This is a genomic window from Alteromonas sp. ABH4_454 (genome assembly GCF_056311775.1).
Map to the genome: position 1 here is coordinate 2019943 of NZ_CM149972.1, position 23648 is coordinate 2043590.

General features: G+C 44.4%; 16 protein-coding genes and 2 pseudogenes. 5 read left to right on the forward strand and 13 right to left on the reverse strand.

What is annotated here, in order from left to right:
- Positions 1–18: 18 nt before the first annotated feature.
- The 6 genes from ACYX4W_RS08815 to ACYX4W_RS08840 form a co-directional block, all read right to left on the reverse strand.
- Complete coding sequence (locus ACYX4W_RS08815) at positions 19–1092, reverse strand: HlyD family secretion protein (protein WP_476054688.1); 1074 nt, start codon at positions 1090–1092, stop codon at positions 19–21.
- The gene (locus ACYX4W_RS08820; RefSeq protein ID WP_474854160.1) at positions 1089–1544 is read right to left on the reverse strand and encodes a MarR family winged helix-turn-helix transcriptional regulator; all 456 of its coding nucleotides are present in this window, start codon (positions 1542–1544) and stop codon (positions 1089–1091) included. The genes ACYX4W_RS08815 and ACYX4W_RS08820 overlap by 4 nt, the downstream gene beginning before the upstream one ends.
- Before the next feature lie 284 nt (positions 1545–1828).
- Positions 1829–4813: a TonB-dependent receptor plug domain-containing protein gene (locus ACYX4W_RS08825; RefSeq protein WP_476075304.1), complete on the reverse strand. Its 2985-nt coding sequence runs from the start codon at positions 4811–4813 to the stop codon at positions 1829–1831.
- A gap of 527 nt (positions 4814–5340) precedes the next feature.
- Positions 5341–6069 carry a two-component system response regulator BtsR gene (gene btsR, locus ACYX4W_RS08830; RefSeq protein ID WP_476075305.1) on the reverse strand — a complete coding sequence of 243 codons (729 nt, stop codon included), beginning with the start codon at positions 6067–6069 and terminating at the stop codon, positions 5341–5343.
- On the reverse strand, positions 6066–7760 hold the full coding sequence (locus ACYX4W_RS08835; RefSeq protein WP_476075306.1) for a LytS/YhcK type 5TM receptor domain-containing protein: 1695 nt from the start codon (positions 7758–7760) through the stop codon (positions 6066–6068). Before ACYX4W_RS08835 ends, btsR begins: the two co-directional genes overlap by 4 nt.
- Before the next feature lie 122 nt (positions 7761–7882).
- Positions 7883–9376, reverse strand: coding sequence for a carbon starvation CstA family protein (locus ACYX4W_RS08840; RefSeq protein WP_476075307.1), 1494 nt, complete (start codon positions 9374–9376; stop codon positions 7883–7885).
- A gap of 346 nt (positions 9377–9722) precedes the next feature.
- Here ACYX4W_RS08840 and prfC point away from each other — a divergent pair, with 346 nt between their 5' ends.
- From prfC to ACYX4W_RS08855, 3 genes are all read left to right on the forward strand, one after another.
- Complete coding sequence (gene prfC / locus ACYX4W_RS08845) at positions 9723–11312, forward strand: peptide chain release factor 3 (RefSeq protein WP_474854170.1); 1590 nt, start codon at positions 9723–9725, stop codon at positions 11310–11312.
- 33 nt (positions 11313–11345) lie between these two features.
- Positions 11346–13076, forward strand: coding sequence for an arginine--tRNA ligase (gene argS / locus ACYX4W_RS08850; RefSeq protein ID WP_476075308.1), 1731 nt, complete (start codon positions 11346–11348; stop codon positions 13074–13076).
- 204 nt (positions 13077–13280) lie between these two features.
- Entirely contained in the window at positions 13281–13847 is a 567-nt protein-coding gene (locus ACYX4W_RS08855) for an NADPH-dependent FMN reductase (protein WP_474808067.1), read from the forward strand.
- A gap of 42 nt (positions 13848–13889) precedes the next feature.
- Here ACYX4W_RS08855 and ACYX4W_RS08860 read toward each other — a convergent pair whose 3' ends face one another.
- The 5 genes and pseudogenes from ACYX4W_RS08860 to ACYX4W_RS08880 form a co-directional block, all read right to left on the reverse strand.
- A complete protein-coding gene (locus ACYX4W_RS08860; RefSeq protein WP_474808065.1) occupies positions 13890–14561 on the reverse strand; it encodes a pentapeptide repeat-containing protein in 672 nt (223 codons plus the stop codon).
- A 62-nt stretch (positions 14562–14623) separates the two neighbouring features.
- Positions 14624–16474: a methanol/ethanol family PQQ-dependent dehydrogenase gene (locus tag ACYX4W_RS08865; protein ID WP_474808063.1), complete on the reverse strand. Its 1851-nt coding sequence runs from the start codon at positions 16472–16474 to the stop codon at positions 14624–14626.
- A gap of 243 nt (positions 16475–16717) precedes the next feature.
- Positions 16718–17353, reverse strand: a complete 636-nt coding sequence (locus ACYX4W_RS08870) for a response regulator transcription factor (protein ID WP_474808061.1) — start codon at positions 17351–17353, stop codon at positions 16718–16720.
- A 105-nt stretch (positions 17354–17458) separates the two neighbouring features.
- Positions 17459–18715 (reverse strand): annotated as a pseudogene (locus ACYX4W_RS08875) (DUF2891 domain-containing protein).
- 59 nt (positions 18716–18774) lie between these two features.
- Positions 18775–19818: a PLP-dependent cysteine synthase family protein gene (locus ACYX4W_RS08880; protein ID WP_474808057.1), complete on the reverse strand. Its 1044-nt coding sequence runs from the start codon at positions 19816–19818 to the stop codon at positions 18775–18777.
- A 412-nt stretch (positions 19819–20230) separates the two neighbouring features.
- On the opposite strand from ACYX4W_RS08880, the gene ACYX4W_RS08885 reads away from it, so the two are divergent.
- Positions 20231–21445, forward strand: a complete 1215-nt coding sequence (locus ACYX4W_RS08885; protein WP_476075309.1) for an endonuclease/exonuclease/phosphatase family protein — start codon at positions 20231–20233, stop codon at positions 21443–21445.
- 94 nt (positions 21446–21539) lie between these two features.
- Here ACYX4W_RS08885 and ACYX4W_RS08890 read toward each other — a convergent pair.
- Positions 21540–22407, reverse strand: a pseudogene (locus ACYX4W_RS08890) (DUF417 family protein).
- A gap of 231 nt (positions 22408–22638) precedes the next feature.
- Here ACYX4W_RS08890 and ACYX4W_RS08895 point away from each other — a divergent pair.
- Positions 22639–23097 carry a hypothetical protein gene (locus ACYX4W_RS08895; RefSeq protein WP_476075310.1) on the forward strand — a complete coding sequence of 153 codons (459 nt, stop codon included), beginning with the start codon at positions 22639–22641 and terminating at the stop codon, positions 23095–23097.
- Positions 23098–23180: 83 nt separating this feature from the next.
- Here ACYX4W_RS08895 and ACYX4W_RS08900 read toward each other — a convergent pair whose 3' ends face one another.
- A complete protein-coding gene (locus ACYX4W_RS08900; protein ID WP_476075311.1) occupies positions 23181–23606 on the reverse strand; it encodes a hypothetical protein in 426 nt (141 codons plus the stop codon).
- Positions 23607–23648 lie beyond the last annotated feature (42 nt).

A 23648-nucleotide genomic window follows, 5' to 3' on the forward strand; every position in this document is an offset into this window, starting at 1 on the left:
GTAAACCATAATTTAAGTTTAATAAATAAAGTGCAGTAAGCTTATAAAGTGAATTTGAATATTTGCTGCCGCCCTTTCAACAGGATTGTCTGGCACAATTTGTACGGTAGCGCGAGCACCACTGGTGAGATGTTTTAACGATATTTTTTGTTCATCAAGCTTAATATGGACTCTTTGGCGCTGCGCATCGCGTACCCATCGGTTCGATTTCTCAACGCTTGCAAGGGTGCCGTTGGCAGCGAGTTGACCGTCACTTACACCAGCTTCAAACTCAGCCACTTTCGCTTTAAACACTTTGCCAGGTAGCGCATCAAAAACCACATTAGCTTGAATCCCTTCCTTTACATTGGTTAGCGATTTCTCTCGAAAGTCTGCAACCACATCTAACGTGTTATCAACTACCGAGGCAAGCGGCGTACTTTGCTTAGCATAAGTACCCTGAGTTACCTGCATGTTTGCCATGACGCCGTTATGCGGTGCTTTAATTTTTGTATAGGCTAAGTTTAATTCTGCCCGTTTGACCGCATTTACCGCGTCTAAATATTTCAGGTTTTTGTCGCCTTGCTTACCTCTTGCAACAACTTGCTGGTTTAGTTCGGCTTCAAGCGTACTAATTTCAGCTTCGGCGCTTTTAAGCTGAGCGTAGGCTTTATCTACGTTTTGTTGAGATACCACTTTGGTCTGCTTTAGGGAACGCAGCCGTTGAAATTCATTGTTACGCTCGTCGTAAATTGCGGATGCTGCCTCTAATTTGGCTCTTATCGCTTCTGCTTTGGCATCAATTTGAGCATTTTCTAGTTCCACATTTGCCAAAGCAATCTGCGCCTTCTCAAGCGCAATTAGGTAAGGTGTTTCGTCAATAGTGAACAAAACCTGTCCTTCTTTTACGGTTTGATTATTTTTGACAAGCACCTCATTAATCGGCCCATTTATCTGGGGTGAGATTTGTGTGACCTGATGATAAACCCTCGCCTGTGGCGTCATAGGCATGCGTATATCTGCAATAATGAAGTAGACAAAACAGATGGCGAAACCGACCAAAGACAGTTTTATATACCTAGCAAATTCCTGATCTGGTGTTCGTTGACTCACTTAAATGACTCCAACAATTTTGCTGCATTGGCTTCAATTTTCTGAACACATCTAGCCATAGTGCGTAATTCCTCGTCCGATACTCCTGCGTACACTTCATCTCGAAGTGCCATTAACGTACTTTCGATATCATTCATTCGGCCTTTGCCCTTATCTGTGAAATAAAGCAAGCGACTTCGTTTGTCGTTATCACCTGTAACGCGTTTGATTAAACCCGTAGTTTCGAGCTGCTTGATGGTGCGCGTTAAACTAGGCATTTCTATTTCCAAGCTTTCTGCCACCATCTGCTGTGTACAGCCTTCACCAAGTAACGACATATGAATCATTACGCGCCATCTAGACTCTGTAAGGTCGAGGTGTGCGACAGATTCAGTAACAGCTCTTCTGCACTTTTGCGCTGTACGGGCAAAAAGCGCAATAAGATGAAGTGGCATGGGTTCTGAAAATGACATATCGGCATCCTTGATTTTACTTAGCATGCTAACTAGTTTAATTGTTTAGCATGCTAAGTAAATAATATTGAGATGAGGATGATATTTTGTAAGCTGAGCGCTTATTAGGAAAAGCGTAAATGGATAATTATATAGAGCTGTGTTTGTAACAGATGTATAGGCTTTAAATAAGTGCTGTTGAGCACTGAGCAAGTACAGGGTGAAGTGGAATATTCATAAAAAATAAAAAAGCCGTTTATTAAGAATAAACGGCTTTTGGCTTAGGTCCAAAGGGAGATTTGGATTTAGAATTTACCTCTAAACGAAGCAAACCAGTTTGTGCTAGTGTCATAAACTGTTGGATACGTATTACCGTTACCAAGAGCTGGACCTGCGCCAGAGTAAACTGGAGGTTGCTCGCCAAGAAGGTTTAGAACACCTAGCGTGAACTCTAAATTGTCGTTCATGAAATAAGTGGCAGAGATATCAAGATAGTTGATAGCTTTGAATCCAGTCTCAAGTGTATCACCGTCATCATCGTTATCAGTTGTACCAAAGTGTCTCCAAGTCGCAGTAATATCAACGTCTAGGTTGGTATTCCATGTTGCCATAAATCTATGACGATACTCAGGGTTAGGTGCGCCACACGCGTTTCCGAAGAAGCCAGCACACTCAACAGTGTCACCACCAGGGAATGGTACTGTGCTTAGTTCATCTAGTAGCGTAGCTGCGTAGTCGAATCTTACATCACCAAGCTCTGTGTCGAAGTTATAGCCTACCTGAACATCCACACCCGAAGTTTTAAGCGTAGCAATGTTTAGGTTTGTTTGTTGGAAACCAACACCAAATGTGCCTGCTGCAAGTGAACCCGCAGAAGAACGGGTAATTAGGTTACAGAAGGTTGGGTCACCTGAATCAAGACAGTTGTCGAAGATAGTTTGAGCTGGAATACCAGCAGAAATCGCATCCTCTACTTCGATGTCGAAATAATCCACAGTAATCGAAAGACCTTCAATACTTGCTGGCGTAATTACAACACCAAAGGTTACAGTATCTGCAGTCTCAGGAGATAGTTGTGGGTTACCACCTGTTAAAGATTGTGTTTGACCCGAGATAACGTCAAGAATATTGCCGTATTGCGCAGCTGTAACGCCGGTACGCGCACAAGTTTCAAGTGACGCGATTGGGTTGGCGCCTGCACATGGATCGTATAGCTGTTCGCCGCTAGCATCGGTACCTGCTGGGCTTAGGTTAGGTAGACCTGTGTTTTGACCTGTAAATAAGTCAATTACGTTTGGCGCTCGAACAGCGCGCTGGTATTGCGCACGTAGTTTAACGTCATCTACTGGTGTCCACGCTAACTGGTACCCGTAAGCATTCGTGTCAAAGCTGTTTGTCGTGCCGTTACCGTCTGCGTCATAGTCGGAGAAACGATATTGTGCACTTAACACTAACTCTTCAGCTAACTCTGCACCAGAAATAAGAGGTATTTGAACCTCGGTGAAGAATTCACGAACTTCAATTTTACCTGCTACTGCTAGCGTTGCACCGCCTACACCGGTGAAACCACCACCTTGAACTTGGCTAATTTCATCTGGTGACGAAGCAAGTTCGTCTTTACGGTATTCAATACCAAATAACACGCCAATACCATCATCAGCAGTAGGGATCTTAATGCCGTAATCGCCTAAGTTAGCTTGGATATCAGCACCAAATACTTTTTGTGACGTTTCACCGTTTACAATACCAATACCTTGGATGAAGTCTAATTGATCTTGCGTTACAGAACTTTCACCGCCAGGGCGTTGGAAGATGTTGTAAGGTACACAGCCGCCAGACTGGTCAAGACAGACTACGTTACCATCTTCGTCAGTGGTTGCTAACAGCGCTTGCTGTAGGTTAGCGACGACGAAATCGTTCGTAGCTGAGCTTTGGTCACGAGTTTCTGAGATTTGACCAAATACGTTCCAAGCCCAGATATCATCAATGAAACCATTTAGACCACCAACGAAGCGCCATGCGCTGTTCTCAAGACGAGAGTTACGCGAGCCACCTTCAACGTTACGGTGAGATGCTGTGATTCCGCTTACGATTACATCGTTTGCAATATCGTCAGCCGAACAACCAAAAATATCAGTGAACGCTAAACCGCTGTTACCTTGGATGAATGGGTTTCCGCAGTTGATGTCGTATGCGCCGATACCAAACGAGGCACTTGGAGCAATCTGAGCATCACTGGTGTTGTTGATGTAGGAAAAGTCAGCGTAAGCTTCTAAATCGTCTGCAAGCTCGTAGTTACCTTTCGCATAGAAATGATAACGCTCAGAAGGGCGTTGGAAAAAGTTGGTTGCACCAAAGTTATAGGTTTGAGTCGGGCCGCCCGCGTAAGGAATAATATTTCCATCTTCTTCCTGGAACGCAAAGCCACCAGGGCCACCAAACAAGCGGAAGTTAGCTGAACCTACACAACCAAACCCTTCGAAACTTGCTGAGCCGCTGCTTTGGCCCAGTGTACACGCTGAAAAAATTCTATCAGCTTGGACGATCTCTTCGCGGTCTTCATATGACGCATAAATGGTTACGTTACCTTTACCGTCGGCGGAAGATGCGCCAAACATTGTGTAGATAAGTGTTTCGTCGCCGTCCATGGTTGAACCAGGGATAGGCTGCTGGGCTGCGTTAAGCACGCCTTCATACAAGCCATTGTCGTTGTCAGCGTAGTTTGTGCTGAACTGACCGCCAAACTCTACGCCTTCGAAATCATCGCGAAGAATGAAGTTTGCAACACCACCAACAGCATCAGAGCCGTATACCGCTGATGCACCACCCGTTAGGATGTCTACACGTTCCAACATTTGCGTTGGAACTAGGTCGACGTTAGCTGCGCTGGTTCCCGAAGAGCCATATGGGAGACGTTTGCCGTCAATCAATACCAACGTTCTGTTCGCACCTAAACCACGGAGGTTTAGTGTTGCAGTACCCGTTGAACCGTTGGAAACTTCTGATGCTTGTCCCGCGAATACTTGTGGAAGCACGTTAACGAAGTCTTCTACACGTAAGTTACCGCGAGCGGCTGCTTCAGCGCCTGATACACTCAGTACAGGTGTTGCTGCTGCAACATTGGGGTTTGAAAGTAAACGTGAACCAGTGACTTCGATTTTCTCGACCGGTTCTTCCTCTGACTCAACTTCTTCTTGGGCGTAGACACTACCAGAAAATGCCAACGATGCGGCAGCGCCAAAGACGCAGGCAAGTCTCACCGACTTTGCCAGTTTGTGGTTTTTAAACATTGTAGTCTCCCTAGACTTTAATTTTATTGCTTTAATTATTTTTAGTGTGTTTTTTAGACACTTATTATGTATTGCACAACTTTTGAATATTATCAATAGCATATATGCGTAAAATCTAAGAAGCGGCTCTTTTTAATGAATATTTATTGTTATTTTATAAAAAGTTTAACTTTCAGTAATATTTTGCGCTTTTTTATACAGCAATATGATCAGGATAAGTCGAGGATATCTAAACAAATAATCGGATTTGGCGGTTAGAAATCAGCAGTAGAACTCTATTTTTTTATACTTTAGTTTAATTTTTTCTCTGTTTTGCGTAGCAGCTTCAAAAATAAAATAAGCGCAAATTTAGAGAAAATGACGAATAATTTAAGACAAATGGCGTCAAAAATCGGAATGTTCAAAAATTCGTTTTGGGGTTGCTTTTGGGGGAAAGGTCAGCCCCATCGGACCGACTTTTATAGTTTCATGGTTTTAAAGCATCAGGTAATAGCTTAACTGACTTTTGGAAGCTCTGTTTGCAGAGATTATAGTTCCAACAACGATTTCAGCTTTTTGAGGTATCGACGGCTAACGGGTATCGAATCTCCCGTCGCCATTAGAAGCGTAGCAAGGCCATTATCCAAGAGTTTAATTTCCACCACACAGGATAACCTCACTAAGTATTGCCGGTGACATCTTACAAGCCCGGTTCTCTCTTCTAAGGTCTTTAATGTGAGTTGCGTGTCTGCTAGTTGCTCTAAAGTTTTAACATGTACTCCCGCCACATCACTATATGCAAAATGAATATCTGATTCAGGTAATAGCAAAATGCGCTGATGGCCCACGCAGGGAATATGTATCAACGTAGGTGAGGCGATTGTGTCGATACCAGTCTGGGGAAAACTTCTCTTTTTCAGCCTTGTAAGTGTTTTATTGAGCCGCTCTGGTTCTACTGGTTTTAGTAAGTAATCAAACGCATTATCCTCAAATGCCTGAAGAGCATACTGCTCAAACGCGGTAACCAATACAACATAAGGCATGGTGTCTATGTCAAGCATAGCTAACACATCTAGCCCCGAGAGCTGAGGCATTTCTATATCTAGAAAAATAACGTCTGGATTGTATTGTTTTATTAAAGCCAACCCTTCTATTGCGTTTGCTGCCTCGGCTAAGACTTGTACCTCATTGGTTTCGTTTAGCAACTGACAAAGCTCATCTCTGGCGAGAGGTTCGTCATCAATAACAATTGCCCGAAATACTGAATTCTTGGTCATGGTAAGCTCTGATAAGAATGAAGAGTATGTGGGATAGAGAAAGACATACGGGTGAAGTGGTTAGTCCGACACTCGATTACCAGGCCTGCTTGTTGGCCAAACTGATGAATAAGCCGTTTATCTACAATATCCATTCCTAAACCCGCGTTTTGCTCTTTCTTAGGTTTATACAAGCCAGCATTGTCTTCGACAAGAATGTGAATATGGTCATCTGCTGTACATCGTATATTTAAAGATAGGTGACCCCCCTCTATGCACTGAGCGATGCCGTGCTTGACCGCATTTTCAACTAATGGCTGTAGCGTAAAACTAGGTAAAAGTGCTGACATTGCTGCTTCGTCGTATTTTACAGTGACTTGCAGGCGCTCCGCAAAACGCGCTTTCTCAATCGCCAGATAAGCATTAACGTGGTCAATCTCTTCTTTCAGGGTAACAATTGCTGTATTTTGCTTGAGGTTTATTCTAAAAAAGCGCGATAAGCTTAGCACGAGCTCTCTGGCCTTTTTGGGGTCGCGGCGGATAATAGCGCTAATGGTATTGAGCGCGTTAAAAAGAAAATGCGGGTTTACCTGTGCATGTAGCAACTTTATCTCTGATTGTGAAAGTAGATCTTTTTGTTGTTGATATTCGCCGTAAACTATCTGACTAGACAATAATTGAGCGATACCTTCTGCCATAGATAGCGTAACCGTCGACATAAACTTCCGTTTGGGTTCATAAAGCTTGATGGTACCCACAACTTCAGAACCAGAGTGGAGCGGTATAATTAACACAGAACCGAGCGGACAATTTTTGTCTAGGGTGCATTGATAAGGAAGCTCAGCGCCGTCTAAATGCACTATCTTGTTATTGTTCAACGATTCCATGGTACTTGATGATGAGATGGGCGTATTTGGGAGGTGATGATCCGCTCCCGTTCCGATAAACGCCAAAATCTTCTCTTTATCAGTAATCGCTACCGCACCCACATTCGTTTCTTCATAAATAATGCGCGCAATTTTTTCTGCGTTTACCGGAGTAAATCCAGACGTAAGTATACCCACTGAGCGGTCTGCGATGGACAGTGCCCTACGTGAAAAAGTAGCAGAGTACTTTTCAAATATCGTTTTCTTGTCAGATAAGATACTGATAAAAAGTGCGGCCCCCACAGTATTTGCAATTATCATAGGTGCGGCAATAGCACTGACCAGGGCGTAAGACTTTTCAAAAGGTTGTGCAACGGTAAGTAGAATAGCCATCTGAAATAGCTCTGCGACAAAGGTAACCACACCCACTTTCCATGGATTAAACAGATCTAAGCTCTTATTCTTTTTGACGTAGTAAATGTGCACTAGGCCACCAATCAAGCCTTCTAGTGTAGTGGAGATAGCGCAGGCCAGATCCGTAAAACCTCCCAATGAATAACGATGTAGGCCGCCGGTTAACCCTACGGCAAAGCCAACTATTGGCCCGCCTAGCAACCCACCTATGACAGCGCCAATGGCCCTAGTGTTCGCTATAGCATCGTCTATTTGCAGACCAAAATAGGTACCCAACACACAAAATGAAGAAAAAACTAAGTACACCAAGTAGCGGTGCTTGCGGTGGGAGGAAATACTGAGAATAGGAAGGAAAAGCGGTGTTTTACTGAGCATGTACGCCAGTACAAGATACACACACATTTGTTGAAGTAGTGAGAGTATGAGTTCCATGCTTGCCAATATTACCGCCAGTTAAAGGTGAGCCTCATTATAATCCATTTAAAACGTACAAAATAAATAGCCGCCCCATCTGAAGGGCGGCTCATCATAATGTCTGTATTTCGATTATTAAGTTACGCGTCCGCTGGTTGGGTGGGCTTTTCAGCACTTACAGACATAGGTTCAAGTGGGGCTTCGCCTTTCCCTTTAGAAATTCGAATGACATACACTGTGGTAATCAATGATGCAACGAGCCCGATGATTGTCGATACATTCATCGCCATACCGAAACCCAAGGTATCGTTATTTAAAATAAAAGTTACACAAACGGCAGTCATAAACATAGCCGGCACCGTGGTGATCCAATGCAGTTTATTATGTCTTAGTAAGTATGCAGACGCGGTCCACAGCATCATGACGGCTGTTGCTTGGTTGGCAAATCCGAAGTAGCGCCAAATAACGCCGAAATCAACTTGGGTAAGAATTCCGCCAAGCACAAACAAAGGGGCGGCCATGAACAAGCGGTTACGTATACCTTTTTGTTCAACGTTAAAGTACTCAGCCATAATGAGACGGCTTGAACGAAAGGCGGTGTCGCCTGACGTAATAGGCAAAATCACCACACCAAGAAAGGCAAGTATGCCACCCACAACGCCCAACAGTCCGAATGAAGAAGCGTAAACAACGTTTCCAGGGCCACCGTCACTGATGGCTGAAGACAGCGCTTCTAAATTGTCGAAGTATGAAAGGGCAATCGCACACCAGATAAGGGCAATCACGCCTTCACCTATCATTGCACCAAAAAACACGAAACGTCCATTTTTCTCGTTTTCCATGCAGCGGGCCATTAGTGGAGATTGGGTAGCGTGAAACCCGGAAATAGCGCCACAAGCAATAGTAATGAAAAGCGCTGGCCACAGCGGCATATCGTTAGGGTTTAGGTTAGTTAGCATATCGCTTGCTGAAAACTGACTTAAAATTGAGTGCTGGTCAGAATAGCTGGCTGCGGCTAATAAACCTACTGACATGAAGATTAGAAGTGCACCGAAAAACGGATAAAAGCGACCAATAATTTTATCTACAGGAACTATGGTTGCCAGTATGTAATAGGCGAAAATAATAGCTACCATGGTGCCAACTTCAACCTGCCATGATGTCTGGTCGTTGACTAAATTTGTGATCATACCTGCGGGCGCTGAGACAAAAACCACACCTACCAGCAGAAGCAGCACAATAGCGAACAAGTTCATAAAGTGTTTAGCGCCTCGGCCCAAATAACGGCCAGATAAGCTAGGCACTGACTCACCATTGTTGCGAACTGACAGCATGCCAGAGAAGTAGTCGTGAACAGCACCGGCAAAAATGCAGCCTAATACAATCCAAAGCATTGCTGCTGGGCCATATAGCGCCCCCATGATAGGACCAAAAATAGGGCCTACACCAGCAATGTTGAGTAGCTGTACGAGATATACCTTTGGTGTAGACATAGGAACAAAATCTACACCGTCTTTTTGGCTATGTGCTGGAGTAGGGCGTGCAGGTGTGACGCCAAATACCTTTTCGACAAAGGCGCCATATATAAAGTAGCCAGCAATAAGCGCGGCTACACAAATCAAAAACAATATCACAGGGCATTGTCCTTATTTTTATAAATAGGGATTATAAAAAGGGTCTCTTTCTTATGTTGTAAACGCTGTGTACAACAATGTTTGAAATAGGTTAACGATATGAAAGTGTGTATGCATGAAAAAAAGCAGTGAGCGGTCGCATAGCAAATTAAGCGGTAGGGAGTATGTAATTTCGCTCTACTGTTACGAGCAGTAAAATGCTAAAATCCGCGCAATTAACTACCAAGCCGTATCAAGCGTTTTGCCGCAATACTAAATTTGCGCGGAAAAGCATTGCTTATCCGTTATAAAACGCGCCTGTAAATAATTGTTTTACAGGGATAATAGATAACGAAGATAAGTATTGATGTCAGATAAAAAGCTTCTTGAAGAGATTAAAAAGCGACGTACGTTCGCAATCATATCGCACCCGGATGCGGGTAAAACCACCATTACTGAAAAAGTACTGTTGTTCGGGCGCGCCCTGCAAACGGCGGGTACTGTAAAGGGGAAAAAGTCAGGTCAGCACGCCAAGTCTGACTGGATGGAAATGGAAAAAGAGCGTGGTATCTCGGTAACTACCTCGGTTATGCAGTTTCCTTACAGCGATCACTTGGTAAACCTGTTAGATACCCCGGGGCACGAAGATTTCTCTGAAGATACCTATCGTACGCTCACAGCGGTTGATTCGTGCCTTATGGTAATCGACGCGGCTAAAGGTGTAGAAGACAGAACCCGTAAGCTTATGGAAGTTACGCGTTTGCGCGATACGCCAATTGTGACTTTTATGAACAAGCTAGACCGGGATATTCGCGATCCTATGGAACTGCTTGATGAAGTAGAAACCGAGCTTGATATACTGTGCGCGCCAATCACGTGGCCAATTGGCTGTGGAAAAAGCTTTAAAGGTGTATATCATCTTCACCGCGACGAGACTATTTTGTATCAAAGCGGTCAGGGTCACACTATTCAAGATGTGCGTATCATTAAAGGGTTGGATAACCCAGAGCTTGATACCGCAGTAGGAAGTGACCTAGCTGAAACCTTGCGTGACGAGCTTGAGCTTGTACGAGGTGCATCAAACGAATTCGAGCAAGAGCTTTTCTTGGAAGGCCAGTTAACGCCAGTATTTTTCGGTACAGCATTGGGTAACTTTGGTGTTGACCACATGCTTGACGGATTGGTTGAGTGGGCGCCTGCGCCACTTGGTCGTGAGACCGAAGAAGGGACTATTGAAAGCACTGACGGCAAGTTCAGCGGTTTCGTCTTTAAGATTCAAGCCAATATGGATCCGAAACACCGTGACCGTATCGCGTTTTGTCGCATAGTGTCGGGTAAGTACGAGAAAGGCATGAAAATGCGCAACAGCCGTCTAGGCAAAGATGTGCGTATTTCTGATGCACTGACTTTCTTAGCAGGCGATCGTGCTTTACTAGAAGAAGCTTATGCTGGCGATATCATCGGCTTGCACAACCACGGTACTATCCGAATTGGTGACACTTTTACTTCGGGCGATAACTACCGCTTTACAGGCATTCCAAACTTTGCGCCAGAGCTATTTAAACGTATTCGTTTGAAAGATCCACTTAAGCAAAAACAGCTGCTGAAAGGCCTTATTCAGCTTTCTGAAGAAGGCGCAGTTCAGGTGTTTCGACCCCTTGCAAACAACGATTTGATTGTAGGCGCGGTTGGTGTGCTTCAGTTTGATGTGGTAGTGGCACGACTAAAAGCCGAATACAACGTAGATGCACTTTACGAGCACGTGAACGTTGCAACAGCCCGTTGGGTTTACGCGGATGATGAGAAGAAACTAGACGAGTTCCGCCGTAAAGGTGAGCAGAACCTTGCCCTTGATGGGGGCGACAACCTGACGTACATCGCGCCAACAATGGTGAACCTGCAGCTATCGCAAGAGCGTTACCCAGATATTCAGTTTACGAATACGCGCGAAAATTAAGCTAGAAAGAATTAATTAAAGACAATATACATTATGAACATACATGCACTATTAGTTAACCGTTTCACTGAAGCTTTACAAGAAATGGGCGTAGATAATGCGCCAGTGCCAGTTTCGCGCAGTGCTCGACCTGAGTTTGGTGAGTATCAGTTTAACGGCGCTATGGCATTGGCCAAGCAGCTTAAGCAAAAGCCTCGAGATATTGCAGAGAAGATTGTTGAGACCGTTAAGCTTGACGATATTGCCAGTAAATTAGAAGTAGCTGGACCTGGCTTTATTAACGTACATTTAAACGACGATTGGCTGTCAAACCAGTGCGAGCTGTCGTTAACCGATCCGCGTTTGGGTATTGCAAAGTCAAAAGAGCAAAACATTGTAGTAGATTATTCATCGCCGAACTTAGCCAAAGAGATGCACGTGGGGCACCTGCGTACGACCATAATCGGCGATGCAGTAGTTAAAGTACTCGAGTTCTTGGGTCACAACGTAATTCGTCAAAATCACATGGGCGATTGGGGTACCCAGTTCGGCATGTTGCTTGCGCACCTGTCAGACAAGCTTCAAGAGGAAGTGGCGGAAACTGCGCTGTCTGACCTTGAAGACTTTTATCGCGAAGCCAAAGTACGTTTCGATGAAGAAGAAGGCTTTGCTGACCGTGCCCGTGAATACGTAGTTAAGCTGCAGGGCGGTGATGCACAGTGTCTAGCGCTGTGGGAAAAGTTCATTGATGTGTCTATCGCTCACTCAGAAGAAGTTTATGACAAGCTAAACGTAAGCCTTACCCGTAAAGATATTATGGGTGAGTCTGCGTACAACCACGACTTAGCTAATGTAATAAGCGACCTTAGAGAAAAAGGCATTGCGGTTGAAGACCAAGGTGCACAGGTGGTGTTTATTCCTGAGCTTGCCGATAAGGAAGGTAACCCGGCTGTTTATATCGTTCAGAAGTCGGGTGGTGGCTATCTTTACGCAACTACTGACCTTGCGGCCATGCGCTATCGCAGTGGCAAGCTAAATGCCGACCGTACGCTTATTCTTACTGACGCTCGCCAGGCACTGCACTTCAAGCAAACTGAAATTGTAGGCCGCAAAGCAGGCTTCATGAAAGAAGAGCAAACTTACGAGCACTGCCCGTTTGGTATGATGCTAGGCAGTGACGGTAAGCCATTTAAAACCCGTACCGGTGGCACGGTTAAATTGGTTGAATTGCTTGATGAAGCGGTTGAGCGAGCGGGCAAACTGATTGCCGAGCGTGACAACGATTTAAGTGAAGACGAGCTTAAAGAAGTTGCACGGAAGGTAGGTATTGGCGCAGTAAAATACGCTGACCTATCTAAAAACCGCACAACTGATTACATGTTCAACTGGGACTCAATGCTAAGTTTTGAAGGTAACACTGCGCCTTACCTTCAATATGCGTATACCCGTGTGAAAAGCTTGTTTAGAAAAGCGGGTGTTGATATGGCAACTATGCCGGTAGATATCAATATAGTTGAGAAACAAGAGCATGCGCTAGCAGTGTTATTGATGCAGTTTGAAGAAGTGATTGGCATGGTATCTCGTGAAGCGACACCTCACGTATTGTGTACGTACCTGTACGATGTGGCTTCAGCATTCATGACATTCTACGAAGCTTGCCCAATGTTAAAAGACGGCATTGAGCCAACTGTACGTGATAGCCGTCTAGCGTTGTCAGCTTTGGTTGCCAATACGCTAGAGAAAGGATTAACTCTACTTGGCATCGAAACACTAGAAAAAATGTAGTGTTCGCGGTACAACATAGGTAGTGATATTGAAAAGGCTGACATTGATTGTCAGCCTTTTTTTATGCTTAACGCTAACTACCAAGAGAGCTAGCTTGTCGGTCTCACTAATTGATTTGGTATTTCAAATAAAACCGATAGGCCAACACATCTTTATAAATAAGAAGACTAAATTATCTATTCAAATTAAGGACAGGAAACCCAAATGACTAAGATCCTTGCATTTGCAGGCAGTACCCGTAAAGGTTCGTTTAACCAAGCTATTGTTAACGTCGCTGCTGAAGGCGCCCGTGAAGCTGGCGCAGAGGTTACCGTTATTGACCTAGCCGACTATCAAATGCCAATATTTAATGAAGACGAAGAGGCTGAATTTGGCATGCCTGAAAAAGCGCAGGCGTTCAAAGAATTGCTAATGAGTCATGATGGTTTTCTTATAGCATCACCAGAATACAATTCTAGCTACCCAGCACTGCTGAAAAACGCTATCGATTGGGCATCACGTATGGGAGAAGGCGAAAAGCCACTGCAAGCGTATCGCGGTAAAGTGGCCGGTATTATGGCCGCGTCGGCCGGCGGGCTGGGTGGTATGCGTGTGCTGGTGGTACTGAGAATGCTGCTTGAAAACTTAGGTACTATGGTCCTGCCAAACCAAAAAGCTATCGCGAAGGTCAGTACGCTTATGGAAGATGGCGTAATTACCGATGAAAAAACGATTAAGCAGCTCAAGAATTTGGGTAAAGAAACCGCTGAGTTGGCTGGTAAACTGTCTTAGACGTGAGCGACCTTGCTAGAGCAACCCCAAGGGGGCTCTAGCTTACCAGTCAATCGGACAATTTATACATTCGTCCATGAAAGTGCCCTGAAATGTTGCGTAGTGGATGCGCGTGCCTGTTAGGTTCGCTCGATACAAACTTGCATCGTTCAGTTTTGCTTCCTGAATATTGGCGTTAATGAGTGAAGCACCTTCAAAGTTTGCTTTGTTCATCCAAACTCGCTCTAGGCGCGCGGCACGTAAGTTGGTGTTTACCATTGTCGCACCTGATAAACGCCCTTGGTCTAGGTTGGCACCTGAAAAGTTGGAGTTGGTGAAATCAACCCCTTGACCGAAAAGCGCCCAGCCATCTACACCTTCTAAGTTAGCGTTGCGAACTTTTGAACTGCGTAAATCTGCATGTTTTAAGTTGGCGGTAGCTAAATCAGCGTGGTCTAGGTTACTTTTCTTAAACGTCGAGTAGCTTAAGTTGGCGTGCCTTAAATTGGTTTTGTTGAACTTAACGTTTGTGAATACTGCCCCGTGCAAATTTGCATGGCTCAAATCAGCACCGCTCAAGTCTGTATTGCTACATACTGTTTTTGGTTTTATTTCACATCCGTTGATAATCTTCACATCATCTTCGAAATCGGGAATGGCACTGGCAGTTGCTGAATATAGGGCGACTAATAATAATACTGGGAGTTGTTTGGTTTTTTGAAAACGTAAGCGCATGAGAGCTCCTTAATGCCGAGAGGCTTTTTCACTGCCTCTCGGTTTGGTTTGCAAATTTAAAGCTATTGTTTAGCTACATTTTGCTTCTTATTGTGATTAGGAAGTTTAAATACCCAAAACGAACCACCTTGCGCTACAGGTTTAGTGAGTTCAGCCATATCTCCACCCCATAGAGGTACTGCACCACCATACCCTGACGCTAAACCAATGTACTGCTCACCATCCTCTTCCCAGGTTATAGGGCATGAAATGATGCCCGAGCCCGTTTGGAACTTCCAAAGTTCTTCACCGGTTTCCTCATCGAAAGCTTTGACATAGCCATCGCCCGTTCCGGTAATAATGAGTCCGCCTTTCGTCGCCAGTACCCCAGCCCACATAGGAAGTTTCTCTTTGTGTGTCCATTTAATTTCACCTGAAATGGGGTCTACGGCACGAAGTACGCCCACGTGGTCGTCATACATGCGCTTAATTCTAAAACCCTGTCCTAGGTAAGCTGCACCTTTCTTATAGGTCACTTCTTCCGTCCAGTAGTCTTCTTTCCAGTGGTTTGCGCCCATATAGAACCAGCCGGTATTCTGGCTGTAGGCCATCGGGTTCCAGTTCTTCCCGCCCAAGAATGGAGGCGATACCTCTATTGACTTTCCTCGTTTTTCACCCGGCTCAGGCAGTGGCGGGCGCTGTCCGTCTACTTCAACTGGGCGACCCGTGTCATGGTCTATGTGTGTGGCCCACGTAATGTTATCTACAAAGGGAAAGCCTCTGATGAATTCACCGTTTTGTCTGTTAACTACATAGAAAAAGCCATTTCTGTCTGCATGAGCCGTCGCTTTTACGAGCTTTCCATTATCGTAATAGTCAAATAGAACAAGTTCATTGTTGCCAGAGAAATCCCATGCGTCGTTAGGTGTATGTTGATAGAACCATTTAACCTCACCAGTGGTTGCATCTACACCTACTTGTCCGGAAGTATAGAGGTTATCCCAATCTCGCGGATCGCCGCCTTTGGCGGTGCGTTTCCATGTATTCCAAGGAGCGGGGTTACCTGCACCAATGATGATGGTGTTAGTTTCAACATCGAAACTTGCACTCTGCCATGGTGCTCCACCACCGTGGTGCCAAGCCTCAACCATTTCGCCATTTTCATCTTTCGGCCATGTTGTCACTTCGTATGAACCGCCAGTAGGTGTGCTGTCTTTTCCATTTAATCTGCCCATGTGCCCTTCAACAAATGGACGCATCCAAATCTCTTCACCGGTTTCAGGATCGCGTGCAAATAGTTTTCCTACAACACCAAACTCATCACCTGATGAACCGTGAATAAGCATGACTTTTCCTGACTTTTGGTCTTTAACAATCGTAGGTGCCCCCGTCATGGTGTAGCCTGCACGATAGTCTTCAAAGCGCTTCTTCCATTTTACTTTTCCCGTTAGCCGGTCAAGGGCAACAACGCCAGCATCCAGCGTACCGAAAAAGACTAAGTCACCATAAATTGCTGCGCCGCGATTTACCACGTCACAACAAGGTCGAATACCTTCTGGAAGGCGGTGGGCGTAGTCCCACAACTTCTTACCTGTTTTTGCTTCATAGGCGTAGATACGGGAGTAGCTACCGGTTACATAGACAATACCGTCGTACACTATTGCCTGGGATTCTTGACCCCGTTGCTTTTCATCACCAAAACTCATCACCCAAGCCGGAGATAGCATGTGTACATTTTCTTTGTTGATTTGATCTAGTCCGCTGTAACGCTGAGCTTCTGGACCCATACCATACATCAGCACGTTCTCAGGCGTCTTGGCATCATTTTCAATGTCTGCCCATGTCACGCCATCGTCCGCATATAAATGTGAACTCGTACCTAAACCAATAATTACGCTTAAGGCCAATGAAGCCTTTGAATAGAACTTAGCCATAGTTTTATTTCCACTGTTACCTTGATGTTGTGTTAACAGTATGTAACTAAGTAGAGGCTCTTATAAACGGAATTCGTCCTCCAAAACACGGGAAAATTTCCCTTAGTTTGAAGTGTAATGAAAACGCTAATATATTGATTTGCATGAGGTATCTTTATCATGAGACAAAGTCAGTACCAAAGGGGTATAAAAAAGATACGAAAGTACAGGGAAGATTTCCCGACTTTATTTAGTGGGTCTTGTTTAGCTGGCGATTTTGATATATCCCTGCTTGATGGCAAGGTGAACAAACTCGGCATTTGTTTGTAGCTCAAGTTTTCGCTTGAGCTGGGTGATAACGTTTGAAACCGTTTTTTCGGAAATATTGAGGCTTTCTGCAACCTGTTTTCGACAGAGGCCGTTCGCTATTCCAAGGAATATATCTAACTCTCTTTGTGTCAGATCTGTTAAGTTGCTTCCGGAATGTGACAGGTTGAATGTGGCGAGTTCAATTGCAGTATTGTGTTCCAAATAACGCCGGCCTTTAATGATAGATGTCACCGCGCTTATCAGCACATCAGGTTCACTTTGTTTGCTAACATAGCCCATTGCCCCTAGCTTCATAGCTCTATCGATGATGGAAATATCATCGAACATGCTGAACATAAGTACTTTTGCGTGCTCCCAGCGCTGAATAATGTATTCCGCTAGCGTAAGTCCGCTGGTGGCTCCTAAATTAATGTCTAAAATAATGAGGTCGAAGTGGTTGGTACGAAGTGCATTTGTGGCTTGCTGCGCATTTTTTGCATTGGTGACGACAGCGCCTTCGAGTACCGAAGATAACAGCGTAGAAAAGCCTTCTCTCACTATTGCGTGATCATCAACAAGTAAAATTTCCATAGCTGCGCTTTATTCATATCACCATAGAATGAGCATGCCACGGTTGGGGTGTGAGACGAATAGCACTTTAGTGCCCATTCATCTCACACTTTAGTAGGATAAAAGTTAATTCAAACCGCGCTGTGTTTCCAAGTAGCTGGCAAAGCTGCCAAGCCAATGGCTTCCCATGTAGTGCATATCACCAAACACCGCGTTTAATCCTGCTTCACGATGTGCTTTTAGCGTTTTCTCCAATACAGGTAAGCGTGCGTCATCGTCTGGTAAAGCGCTCATAATGCCTTCAATCATCCACGCACGACTGATATTCAGTCCGTCTAGGTGGGCAAGCTTACCGTCTGTTTTGTCTGTCACGGTCGCAGGCGCTAGCCAATTTGATGTTTTAGCGGTTAGGTCTGGAAAAAATGCTGAAAGCCATTGGCTGTAGTCTTCTTTAGCCATTACTCGGCGCATTAGGTCAGCTTCGGCCAAACACGGAGATAGGAAATCCTGCCCTGAGGGTTCGTAGGCTAGGGGGCATTGCTTATCAGCCTGGTAATACTCTTTTACTCTAGATGTAAGCAGGGCTTCAAAGTCCTCGTTATCTGCTACCTTCGCCCAGTCTAACATTAGTCCGAAAGCAAAGGCGGTTTGGCTGTGTTCACCCGTTCGAATAGGGTAAGCCAATTTAGGTAACCATGCGCTTACTCTTGCCACAATTTCTTCCTCAAGTGGCAGTAGCGTGTTTAGCCACACCTTTGCTTGTGGCATTGACGATTGACGTAGTTCCGCGGTTAATTGTAGAAACCAAGCAAGGCCATAGGGGCGCTCAAATGACGCATTGTTTTCGCGCTTAAGGCTGGCAAGTTCGCCTTGAATGTTCTCTGTCGTAAAGCTGATATTTAGCTTTTCAATGATCTCATCTTTATTCACTGCGTCTTGCGCAGTATTAAGCATTCTTACTAAAAGCCAATGGCCATGCACCGACGAATGCCAGTCTAAACAACCATAAAAGGCCGGGTAGAGTTTATTAGGTGCTTTAACGTCGTCGGCACTATTCATCATGTGTTTTACAACATTGGGATACTCTTGATGGATGCAGTGAAGTGCAAGATTGGCAAAAACGCTTTCGTAGTTGTTGTTAGAAGTACCTGTGGAGTAACTTGCATCTGTCTTAGTATTGCTGGTGCTAACGCCTTCAAGCTGTCGGTATGCTAGTAGCGAAGGCGTTGGGGGTAGCGATTATGGCAGTTAATGCAACACTGCTGCGAATAATGTTCTTTATTTTCATCTTTATTTTCATCATGGCTTCGTGAGCTTTTTTATTACAAATCTATCGCTAATGTATAGTGAACCATGATTTGAATAAAGTGCTGCGCGACATATAGCGTGCCAGCACTTTAAGTAGCAGCTTAAAATGTAAACCGAGCTGCCTTAGTTTTAATTCAGCTTTCAATACTTTCTAGTTTGTCAGTAAACACACTTGTACAACCAATATTGTTTAGTACCCACTGAGCGTTGTAATAGGTGTCGCCATACCTTTCTCCGCTGTCGCACATAAGCGTAACTATTGAACCCGCTTCACCCTGTTGATTCATACGTTTGGCAACACTTAATGCGCCCCATAAGTTGGTACCGGTAGAAGGGCCGGCTTTTATTCCCATGGTATTGTTTAACCAATGCATAGTAGCAATACTGGCCGCGTCGGGGACCGCAATCATGTCGTCTATAACGTCGTGCTGAAAAGAGGCTTCCACTTTGGGGCGTCCAATGCCCTCTATGCGGCTTCCACGGGTAGCCGTAAGTGTATGATCCTTACTCTTGAAGCTATCAAAAAACACACTGAATTCTGGGTCTACTACAACGAGTTTTGAAGTGAGGCCTTTGTATCGTATGTAGCGGCCTATGGTTGCTGATGTTCCGCCTGTACCTGCACTCATAACCACGGTGTGTGGTACAGGGTGGGGTTCGGCTTTCATCTGCTCAAAAATACTTTCAGCAATATTATTATTGCCGCGCCAGTCTGTAGCGCGCTCAGCGTAAAGGAACTGGTCCATAAAGTAGCCGTTAAGTTCTTTCGCTACCTTAGTGGCTTCGCTGTGCATTTGTGTAGGGCAATCCACAAAGTGACACTGTCCGCCATATCGCTCAATAAGCGCGATTTTACTTTGTGCAGTTGATTTAGGCATGACAGCAACAAACGGAACGCCAATCATCTTAGCGAAATAAGCTTCAGACACCGCTGTACTGCCTGATGAGGCTTCAACAACAGTGGTTCCCTCTACAATTTTTCCATTACACAAAGCATACAGAAAAAGGGAGCGAGCCAAACGGTGTTTCAAGCTGCCCGTGGGGTGAGTGCTTTCATCTTTTAGATAGATGTCGATACCTTGAAATGCTATTTGCTCAAGCTTTATCAGATGGGTGTCTGCAGAGCGCTGATAATCTGCATTGATGGTATTAATCGCTTTTGAAACCCAGCTTTTCATAACACTTCTCTCTTTCTATTAAATTCTTAGCCATTGCTTAAAAATGCGCGCCGCAGTTAAAGTTCAGGGGAGAGCTGTTCTCTCTAAACGCCAGAAAAAGAATATCAGTGCATTATGAGTAATAGATTCTATTATTCCACTTTGTGGTAGTTTTTGTGCAATATAATTTTGTTGAACGATTTAATTGTGCGGTTATTTTTTAAAATGGTGATAGCACAAGAATTGGAAGGATTAAAACTAACCCAAGATTGTAACGACGAGGGCAAAAAAATAGCCGCAAGTGAGGTAACTTTAGGTAAGGTTCATTGCTCCTAACGCTTAACAGACCCTGGCTATTCTTCAGTACAAAATAGTTTAGAATCCTCATGCATATTGGTATCGTTAGCAAACGACTTTATTTAAAGGTAACAACATGAAAATTAGGGCGCTTCTCTTTGTAACAGCTCTTTTACCCGCAATGTGCGTATCCACTTTGGCTTATTCAAAAGATCAGCAAATGCTTAAACTCGCTACGTTTAACGTAAGTATGGAAGCCACTAACTATAAATCGTTGGATATGCCGCCAAGCAATAAAGTTCTTCAACACGTTCTATCTACAGGTGAGCACCCTCAAGTCAAAAATATTGCTGAGATCATTCAACGTGTGAACCCTGATATTTTATTACTCAATGAGTTTGATTACATTGCAGATAAACGCAAAGGGGTAGAGGCTTTTATAGAAAACTACCTGAATGTTTCTCAGCGTGGCCTAAAGCCAGTGGATTACCCCTACACCTACGTAGCGCCAGTAAACACGGGCGAGCCTACCACCTTCGACTTAGACAATAATGGTAAGGCAGAAGGTTTTGGTGGCGATGCCTATGGGTTTGGATTATATCCTGGACAATACGGTATGGCGCTACTGTCAAAATACCCAATTGATGTTGAGGGTATTCGTACTTTCCAGACGTTTAAATGGCATCACATGCCTCATCCCCAAGTACCTATTATTCCAGATGAAAATGGCAATGTGGACAATGGCACTCCTTGGTACGATGTAAATGAATGGGCGGCATTGAGGTTAAGTTCAAAGTCTCACTGGGATGTGCCAGTAAAAGTAGGGGATAAAACCGTACATGTATTAGCAATGCACCCAACGCCCCCGAATTTTGATGGAAAAGAGGACAGAAACGGTAAGCGCAATTTCGATGAAATAAGACTTATGGCAGATTACCTTTCTCCTGACAAAGGCGCATATATCTATGATGACACGGGTGAGAAAGTTAGCCTAGCAAACGATACACGCTTTGTGCTTGTAGGCGATTTTAATGCTGCTGATATCGGGGACAAACACAGAGAAGGTGTAATAGAACAGCTTACTGAACACCCGCTCGTCAATAACGACACAATTCCAACAAGTGCAGGCGGTGCCGGCGCATCTGGCGCTAAATACAGCAATCGCTTTACCGCTTATTGGGGCGCCAGAGCCGACTATGTTCTACCATCTCGATATGGGTTCGATGTACATGATGCAGGCGTTTTTTGGCCTGCTAAAACAAGTGACCTGTATCGATTAGTTAAAGACCGTGCTGCCAGTTCAGATCATAGATTAGTCTGGGTAAGCTTGTTGGTAGAACAAGATAAATAAAGACCATCAAACGATTGCTCATTATTTACTGGCTGTTTTATATCACTTGAAATGGCCGCAGCACGCGGCCAAGTGTAGCCAAATTTAGCCTGATTTAGTCTAGTTGCGCTTTTCGGTTTTGAATTGACACCGAATTAAATATTGTGAAGTAGGCCACTACCGCTAAGTTAGCGACAAACCAAAGGTCTTTAATAACGAACTGGCCTAAACGGTTAACGATGGTGGCACTGTTAAAGGTATCCGGCACAGTAAACAAAAATGTTTGGGTCATCAAAAATACAGATAAACAAGCGATTCCACTCGTAATGATCATTGGCTTGTTCTTAGTGTAAATACCTACGCCCAAAACAAGCGCAAAGAAGACGTCAAACCCACCAATTACATTCGATGCTCCCTGTACACTGAACACGTCATAAAGCCACGACATAAACGGCGAGGTTTCTACTAACCCAACAATTGCATTGGCTTCAAACTCAAAAAACTTCATGCTCCCTATCCATAGTAAAACCATGGCTACAGGTGCAAAGTTAAGGGAAGTCAGACTGTTTATGCGAAAGTTTGTCGCGATAAAACAAGAACAGAAAAAGCGGTAATACTGCGAAGTACTTGATGATGCCTTGACCACTTCCAATAATCGGAAAGCCGCCTAAATCAGCCATCCATCGCCCGGGAGATAACAAGGTGAGTAGGGGGATAGCGGTAACCAATGCAGCGAATAGCGTAACCGTTTTTGCTGACACTAGCTTAAATCGTGCTGCAAATGTCATTAAGGCTAGCAGCAATAATGTAATCCCAGTGATAGCACCAAGTGCACTTTCACTAACCATTGCGGCTAACGAATAGAAATTAAAAGTAGTTATTAGTGCATTGGGATTTGCACCCAATAAAAATGTTAGGCCAAGAACAGCGAAGCTGAAAGTTATTAACGCGGTTACCAGGTTTTCGGTTTGGTGTAGTGTCATAAAGCATCCGTAAATACTGCAAGTTTTGCGAAGTGTATGAAGAGACCCGCCTAGGTATCATTAAAATTTCATAGGCTCGATAATTTATTAGGCATAGCGCAGCGCACGAATAAGGATTTATCGAAAAAATAAGAACTTATCTAATAGCCGTGGTCATAAGTATCGCAGGTTTGAAAAAGCGTGGCTTTTAAGTAGTAATTGTTTAAAAAGTAAAACAAATAGAGGGAAAGAATGAAACAGGCAAGCGTTAAGATACAGCATCGGTTTGGGGCCTGGTTGGCAGTGGGCTTGGGTGCAACTTTAGCGGCTTGTGGTGCGCGGCCCCCAGAAGTCATTGAACAGCCGATAGCAAGTGTTGAAGAAGTTGAAAAATTAGAGCATGTTGTTGATACCTCTCTGCCTTTGGTACAGCAGGCCTATTCTATTGAGTCTGAAAAAGTGTGTGATAAACAAGGTGGTGACTGGAAGAAAGTAGGCCGACAGCAGGCGTATGCTTGTGTGCTACCCGCAAAGGATGCTGGCAATGCGTGTAATGACAGTAGCGAGTGCGAAGTGGCCTGTGTTACAGGAAACAACCAGGTAGAAGCAGGGCAAAAAGCCAGTGGCGTGTGTTTAGAAACTACGGATTTGTTCGGCTGTAGAGCCTATGTGTCTAACGGTGTGGTGGAGCATACCCTATGTGTTGACTAAGGTGTTACTGTGCAAACAAATGTTGAGCAAACGAGTGTTAAATGAAGCGCACGCTATCGGCAATGCGCCTTATGAAAAACGCGTTAATTAACGTTCGGGAAGTCGAGTCTGTCCAGTTCGCTAGCCGTCTCATTACATTCGCCTAATAGGTGCAGCCTATCTTCGGTTTGATGTGTATCGATTTCTATATAGCCGGTTTGGCAATAACCTGTTTCATCCAATTTTTCATCAAGAGAGGCATAGAGTTGCTTAGTCATTCTATCGCTGCTATCAGAAGATTTTTGTGATGAGCCTCCTCGGTTTTCCTGTCCTCCACGGCCGCCACGACCACCGCCACCTTTAGCGCCTTCTCGCGGTTTCATTAATGGAATGCTAAACGCGAAGAGCTTGGTACCGTCCTGCTTGATTTTCGTTTCAAAGAATATTTCATCCATGTCTAAAGGTGGTGGCCTATGAGCACACGCACTGACAATTAACGAAGTCGTTATGACTAATAGTGTTTTTTTCATTTTATTTTACGTTTTTTTGAACCACGTCACTTTGAGGCTAAG

Coding starts and splice junctions, on each gene's coding strand:
- ACYX4W_RS08900 (WP_476075311.1), bottom strand. CDS start 23,606: ATGAAAAAAACACTATTAGTCATAACGACTTCGTTAATTGTCAGTGCG.
- ACYX4W_RS08825 (WP_476075304.1), bottom strand. CDS start 4,813: ATGTTTAAAAACCACAAACTGGCAAAGTCGGTGAGACTTGCCTGCGTC.
- ACYX4W_RS08880 (WP_474808057.1), bottom strand. CDS start 19,818: ATGAAAAGCTGGGTTTCAAAAGCGATTAATACCATCAATGCAGATTAT.
- prfC (WP_474854170.1), top strand. CDS start 9,723: ATGTCAGATAAAAAGCTTCTTGAAGAGATTAAAAAGCGACGTACGTTC.
- ACYX4W_RS08860 (WP_474808065.1), bottom strand. CDS start 14,561: ATGCGCTTACGTTTTCAAAAAACCAAACAACTCCCAGTATTATTATTA.
- ACYX4W_RS08865 (WP_474808063.1), bottom strand. CDS start 16,474: ATGGCTAAGTTCTATTCAAAGGCTTCATTGGCCTTAAGCGTAATTATT.
- ACYX4W_RS08820 (WP_474854160.1), bottom strand. CDS start 1,544: ATGTCATTTTCAGAACCCATGCCACTTCATCTTATTGCGCTTTTTGCC.
- ACYX4W_RS08855 (WP_474808067.1), top strand. CDS start 13,281: ATGACTAAGATCCTTGCATTTGCAGGCAGTACCCGTAAAGGTTCGTTT.
- ACYX4W_RS08870 (WP_474808061.1), bottom strand. CDS start 17,353: ATGGAAATTTTACTTGTTGATGATCACGCAATAGTGAGAGAAGGCTTT.
- argS (WP_476075308.1), top strand. CDS start 11,346: ATGAACATACATGCACTATTAGTTAACCGTTTCACTGAAGCTTTACAA.
- ACYX4W_RS08895 (WP_476075310.1), top strand. CDS start 22,639: ATGAAACAGGCAAGCGTTAAGATACAGCATCGGTTTGGGGCCTGGTTG.
- ACYX4W_RS08885 (WP_476075309.1), top strand. CDS start 20,231: ATGAAAATTAGGGCGCTTCTCTTTGTAACAGCTCTTTTACCCGCAATG.
- ACYX4W_RS08835 (WP_476075306.1), bottom strand. CDS start 7,760: ATGGAACTCATACTCTCACTACTTCAACAAATGTGTGTGTATCTTGTA.
- btsR (WP_476075305.1), bottom strand. CDS start 6,069: ATGACCAAGAATTCAGTATTTCGGGCAATTGTTATTGATGACGAACCT.